This is a genomic window from Vibrio variabilis (genome assembly GCF_003263785.1).
Classification (GTDB): Bacteria; Pseudomonadota; Gammaproteobacteria; order Enterobacterales; family Vibrionaceae; genus Vibrio; species Vibrio variabilis.
In genome coordinates this window covers 76,013-82,080 of the sequence record NZ_JYJK01000085.1, presented here as the reverse complement: position 1 = coordinate 82,080, position 6,068 = coordinate 76,013, and the positions used below count along the sequence as shown (strand labels likewise).

At 46.1% G+C, this 6,068-nt stretch carries 2 protein-coding genes and 1 pseudogene; 1 reads left to right on the top strand and 2 read right to left on the bottom strand.

Features of this window, described 5'->3' with window-relative positions; all coding sequences use genetic code 11:
• On the bottom strand, positions 1-3,522 hold a 3,522-nt coding region (locus TZ48_RS15095; RefSeq protein ID WP_420822941.1), incomplete at its 3' end, for a Calx-beta domain-containing protein.
• Positions 3,523-3,743: 221 nt separating this feature from the next.
• Positions 3,744-4,970, bottom strand: a complete 1,227-nt coding sequence (gltS, locus tag TZ48_RS15090) for a sodium/glutamate symporter (RefSeq protein ID WP_112479758.1) — start codon at positions 4,968-4,970, stop codon at positions 3,744-3,746.
• A 318-nt stretch (positions 4,971-5,288) separates the two neighbouring features.
• On the opposite strand from gltS, the pseudogene TZ48_RS15080 reads away from it, so the two are divergent.
• Positions 5,289-6,055, top strand: a pseudogene (locus TZ48_RS15080) (DUF4344 domain-containing metallopeptidase).
• Positions 6,056-6,068: the final 13 nt, after the last annotated feature.

The following is a 6,068-nucleotide window of genomic DNA, read 5'->3' as shown; positions in this document are numbered from 1 at the left end:
AGGGTATTCTACTGGGGATTGGGTGGCTTCAGACAGTGTTACACTGAAGACCAGGTCGTCGCCTTCAAGCACAGAATCATCCGTATCTGCGACTTCGATCGAAGTCACCGACGGCTTGTCGTTATCAAGAATGCTACCTGTCGCATCCACACCATCAACAGTTAATGTGTAAGTCTCAGTTGGCTCAACCAGTTCATCATCCACGGTTGGTACAATGATATTGAAGGTCGTTACGCCGATAGGCACATTAAGCATACCGTCAGCCAAAGTGACGCCGTCGGAGAAACCAATACTCGAAATATCGACATCAGGGGAAGCAGGCAGAGTTAGTGGATATTCTACGGGTGATTGCGTCTGCTCTGACAACGTCACATTGAAGACGAGATCATTACCCTCAATGACTGAATCATCACCACCAGCAACATCAATAGACGCGATCGAAGGCTTATCATTATCGAGAATAGTCCCAGTCGACTCAACGCCATCTAACGTTAACGTGTAAGTTTCAGTTGGCTCGACGATAGTGTCGTCTTCAGTCGGCAGAACAATATCAAACGTTGTGACGCCAACAGGTACATTTAACATACCATTTGCGAGCGTTACACCATTGGTAAAGCTGATGTTGGCAATGTCGACATCAGAGGATGCTGGCAACGTAAGAGGGTATGCCACCGGTGATAAGGTTTGCTCTGATAACGTGACATTGAAAACTAAATCGTTGCCCTCAATGACAGAGTCATCGTCGCCAGCAACGTCAATCGAAGTGATAGATGGCTTGTCATTATCTAAAATGCTGCCTGTGGCTTGGACATCATCGACAGACAACGTATAGGTTTCGGTTGGCTCAACAAGCTCGTCATCGACCGTTGGCAGCACAATATCAAATTGAGTGACACCTGCTGGCACATTAAGCACGCCATCCACAAGCGTTACGTCGTTAGAGAAACTCACATCAGAGATGCTGACATCTGGAGACAGTGGCAAGTCGAGTTGATAGTTGACCGCCGATTGCGTCTCTTCAGAAAGCACCACACTGAAGACTAAATTATTGCCTTCCACAACAGAATCATCATCACCAGAAACATCAATCGATGTGATAGTTGGCTTGTCGTTGTCTAAGATCGTACCGGTTGAACTAACACCATCAACTTGAAGATCGTAAAACTCCGTCGCCTCTACAATCTCATCATCCACTGTCGGCAAGATAATATCGAATGTTGTAACACCAATTGGTACGTTGAGCACATCCCCGACCAAGGTAACACCGTTGGTGAACTCGATACCCGCAGTGTTGACATCATCCGATGCAGGTAGGGTTAGCGAATACTCAACGGGAGAAAGCGTCTCTTCTGATAGCGTCACGGTGAAAACTAGGTTTCCCCCTTCTTCGACGGTGTCATCAGAAATAGCAACTGAAGTGACCGTTGACTTATCGTTATCTAGTATTGAGCCCGTGGACTCAACACCGTCCAGCGACAAGGTATAGGTTTCAGTTGCCTCAACAATGTCATCATCCACTGTGGGTAACACGATATCAAATGTTGTCACACCGATCGGCACATTCACCATGCCATCTACTAGTGTTACGCCGTTGGTGAAACTGATATCGGTCGTATCAACGTCTTCAGATACCGGGAGTGATAACGGGTATTTCACCGGTGACAAAGTTTGCTCTGAGAGCGTGACATTGAAGACAAGGTTGTCACCCTCAACAACAGAATCATCACCACCAACCACATCAATCGAGCTGATTGATGGCTTATCGTTATCTTGGATTGCACCTGTAGAATCCACACCATCAACAGATACGCTGTAGGTTTCTGTCGGCTCAACAAGCTCATCATCCACCGTTGGCACAACGATATTGAACGTAGTTACACCGGCTGGCACATTGAGCATACCGTTGGTCAAGGTCACGCCGTTGCTAAAACTAAGATTTGTTGTATCGACATCGGGAGAGGCAGGTAGGGTTAGAGGGTATTGCACTGGAGATTGTGTTTGCTCAGATAAAGTGACGCTGAAGACAAGGTCACTGCCTTCCACTACCGAGTCATCCTCACCGGCTACATCAATCAAGGTCACTGATGGCTTATCGTTATCGAGAATGTTGCCTGTAGACTCTACGCCATCGACATTTAACGTATAGGTTTCTGTAGGCTCAACAAGCTGGTCGTCCACCGTTGGGAGGATAATGTCAAAGGTGGTCACGCCCACTGGAACATTGATCTTGCCATCCACTAACGTCACACCATTGGTGAAGCTAATGCTCGATGTGTTTACATCATCGGAATCAGGTAGCGTCAGTGGGTATTCGACAGGTAACAAGGTCGCTTCAGAGAGCGTCACACCAAAAATAAGACTCTCACCTTCGACAGCGGAATCGGTATCACCACCGACATCTATCGATACCACTGAAGGCTTATCGTTATCAACAATGCTACCCGTTGACTCTACGCCATCAAGATTCAATGTGTAGGTCTCAGTAGGTTCTACAAGGTTGTCGTCCACTGTCGGCAAGATAATGTCGAAGGTAGTCACACCAATCGGCACATTCAGAGTGCCATCGGTCAACGTGACACCATTGGTAAAACTGACGTTTGAGGTGTCAACATCTGGAGATAAAGGAAGTCCAAGCGCATATTCAACGGCTGTAAGAGTTTCTTCAGACAGCACGACGGTAAATATTAAGTTTCCACCTTCCACCACACCATCATCACTGCCTCCTTGTGTGATAGACTCGATCGCAGGTTTATCATTGTCATAAATGTCACCGGAAGCTTCGACTCCACCGACAATCAAACTGTAATTTTCGGTTGGTTCAACGATATCATCGTCTACTGTAGGAATGACAATATTGAAGCTAGATACGCCGGCTGGGACATTCAAGAGGTTACCCGTCAAGGTGACACCCTCGCTGAACGTTATACCATTGAGGTCAACGTCTAGGGATTCAGGTAACTGAATAACAATGTTGATGGCAAGAGGGGGCGCATCACTCAAACTAACGCTAAAGTCAAAGCTTTGGCCCTCTGCAACTCCAGTTTCTTCAGACACAAGGTTAATCGCCGTGACTTCTGGTGGCACAAACCCCAATGCGTCCAATAGGGCAAGGGACTGAGTTTGCGTTAAACCTTGAGCCTCTAATCCAGAGGTATCAAACCTTGTGACGGCAATGGTTTCATCGCCTACTCGCGCTACTGAGCCAACAGTCACAAGGCTCGAACTGAGGCCTCCACCAGCCGCTGTCGCCTGCTCTTCATTTTGGGTCGGATCCTCACCCTGCTCAATCTGAGCGATAATAGCCTCAGCATCGGAGTCGAGTTCGATTTCCTCAGCCGAGCCATTTTCTTGAACCAGCTCAATGTTTATTTCATCTCCGACCTCTTCATTATTGAGGACACGGACGACCACATCGCCAGGTCGAGGATTTGCTCCGAGCGGGAGAACCACCGATTGCCCATTGGCATCGATAACTAATGTACCTGAAACTTGCGTTAAGCCATGTAATGTAAACACACTCATGTTCTACTCCTTGAACGACCCGACAGCTAAACAGGCGCATGTAAATTCCTCTAGCCACTCACCCTTTTTTTATTTTTTTAAAAGTGAGCTTCCCTTGTAACTGAATCCTTGATAACAGATTAGATCATCATTTGGAACTATGAATAAGAAGTGATTACCATGTGTCTCAAAAACGAAAAAAAGTCTCGCAAAAACGAGACTTTATACAACTTTGGTTGAGGCTAACCGATGACGGCTATAAACCCTTGTAGGATGATGAGATTGACGATGTCGATAAAGAACGCACCAACAATAGGTACCACCATGAAGGCTTGAGGCGATGGGCCAAAGCGATTGACGATCGAGCCCATGTTCATGACAGCGGTTGGCGTCGCACCTAAGCCGAAGCCACAGTGTCCACCCGCAATCACTGCTCCATCGTAGTTTTTACCCATTACACGGAAGGTAACGTAGTAAGCGAAAATAGCCAGAACGACAGATTGAACACCAAGAATAACTAAGAATGGAATCGCCAAGTCAAAGATATTCCACAGCTGCAAGCTCATCAGAGCCATCGCTAGGAAAAGAGAAAGCGAAACCGTACCAAGAATATCCACAGTCTCTGCATCCACTTTGTAGCTTTTTGTCACTTCACATATGTTAGTAATGAACACACCGATAAACAGAGCGTAAACAAAGTCAGGGATCATCAACCATTCGATTTCAAATGTATTTACCCACTCGTGTAAATACTTAGCGCCTGTGACACAAACAAGAAGGATAAACAGAACCTCAACCACCTTTTTAGCGGTTACTCGGTCGCGTTCGTATTCATTGTAGGTAACCAGCTCAGGAAAACGCTCGTGGGTATCATTGCCGCGTCCGTACTCAGACTCAAAATCATTCTTGTCTATCAAGCGCTGCGCGACGGGACTACCAATGATACCGCCAATGATAAGACCAAACGTTGCTGAAGCCATGGCAATTTCAAGCGTATTTGCAATGCCGTAAGTTTCAGTAAACGTCGTGGACCACGCGGCACCAGTACCATGGCCTCCAGAAAGCGTGATAGAGCCGGCAATTAACCCCATCAATGGTTCTAGACCAAGCATGGTAGCCAGGCCGACACCGACGCTGTTTTGAATGATGATGTAAATAGAGGCGATCGCAAGGAACACAAAAACTTTGGCACCACCTTTCATCAACTGAGTGTAATTGGCCGCCAACCCCACGGTTGCAAAGAACATCAACATAAAGGTCTTCTGTAACGGTAGTGAGAACTCTAAATTGATATTGTTGAAGTGCAACACGGTAATTATGATGGCGACGATCAAGCCACCGACGATGGGCTCTGGAATATTGTACTTGCGAAGAACAGGCAGTTTGCTGTTAATCATGTGACCAAGAAAAAGAACGCTGATTGCGATCAAAAAAGATTCTAACGTGCCAACAGAGATGGTGTCGTTCATATGACCTCTTTTTTTGCTGTATCGCTCATCTTCCTTAATGAGGTTTCGATTCGATATTTTAGTGTAGTAAAAATAGGATAGCTGGCGATCTCTGCAAAATCACCAAACGACCTTGTTTCTATATCCATAACTTTTTGAGTGCCGAGGAAGCGTCGACATAATGACAACCCAAACGACTCGCGCTGGGTGTATTGAAGCCTTTGAGACACATAGAGATGCCTTAGGCCAAAAGAATAACTACACTGGTTAAGGCCGAATGGTAACACAATCTCGCAAGATCGACTAATTTAACTAAATAATACAAACAATAAGGGAACTATCGTGAAACGTATTGCTCTCGCAACTGGCTTGCTTCTTACCCAAATAGCGTATGCTGAAGTCGCCATAAGTTACCAACAGCCACTATCTTCCGCGGACAAAACCGCGCAGCAGGCGATCAAAGAAAGCGGTGCAAATGAGCTGCTGGTCGAGCTGTCCAACGACTACTTCCCGTTCAATCAAGCGCTGACTGTGCAATATGGCGGCGAAGACGGTCCTCTCTATGATCCATCGACGCATACCGTGCACATGCCGTACGCATTTTATACCGACTCTCTTAACTACTTCACCAAAAATGACTATCAAAATCGATTTGGAAAGCCTGCGCAACAAGGTGCCACAGACACTCTGCTTCACACTCTACTTCATGAAGCTGGGCACGCTTACATCGCCGATCAAGCATCCCAATTTTGGGCAAAGAAGAAGATGCCGTCGATAATTTCGCTGCAGTCATCATGCTAAATTACGTTGAACAAGGAGCAGGTGCGACCATTAGTGCGGCTGACATGTTCGCTTTTGAGTCTGAAGATAGACCCGACTACTATGACTTTTACGAATACATTGGCGAGCACAGCTTCGACTTACAGCGCTATTTCAGTACCTTATGCTTAGTTTATGGCAGCGATCCCGACAGCCACAGCAATTTACTCGACGAGATTGAAAAAGACTATCTTGATGAACAAAAAGATAAGTGTATCGCCACGTATCAAGAGATCGATTACAACTGGAAGCAAGTATTAAATATAGATTCTAATACCAGTAGTTAATCGCTGAGGTTCT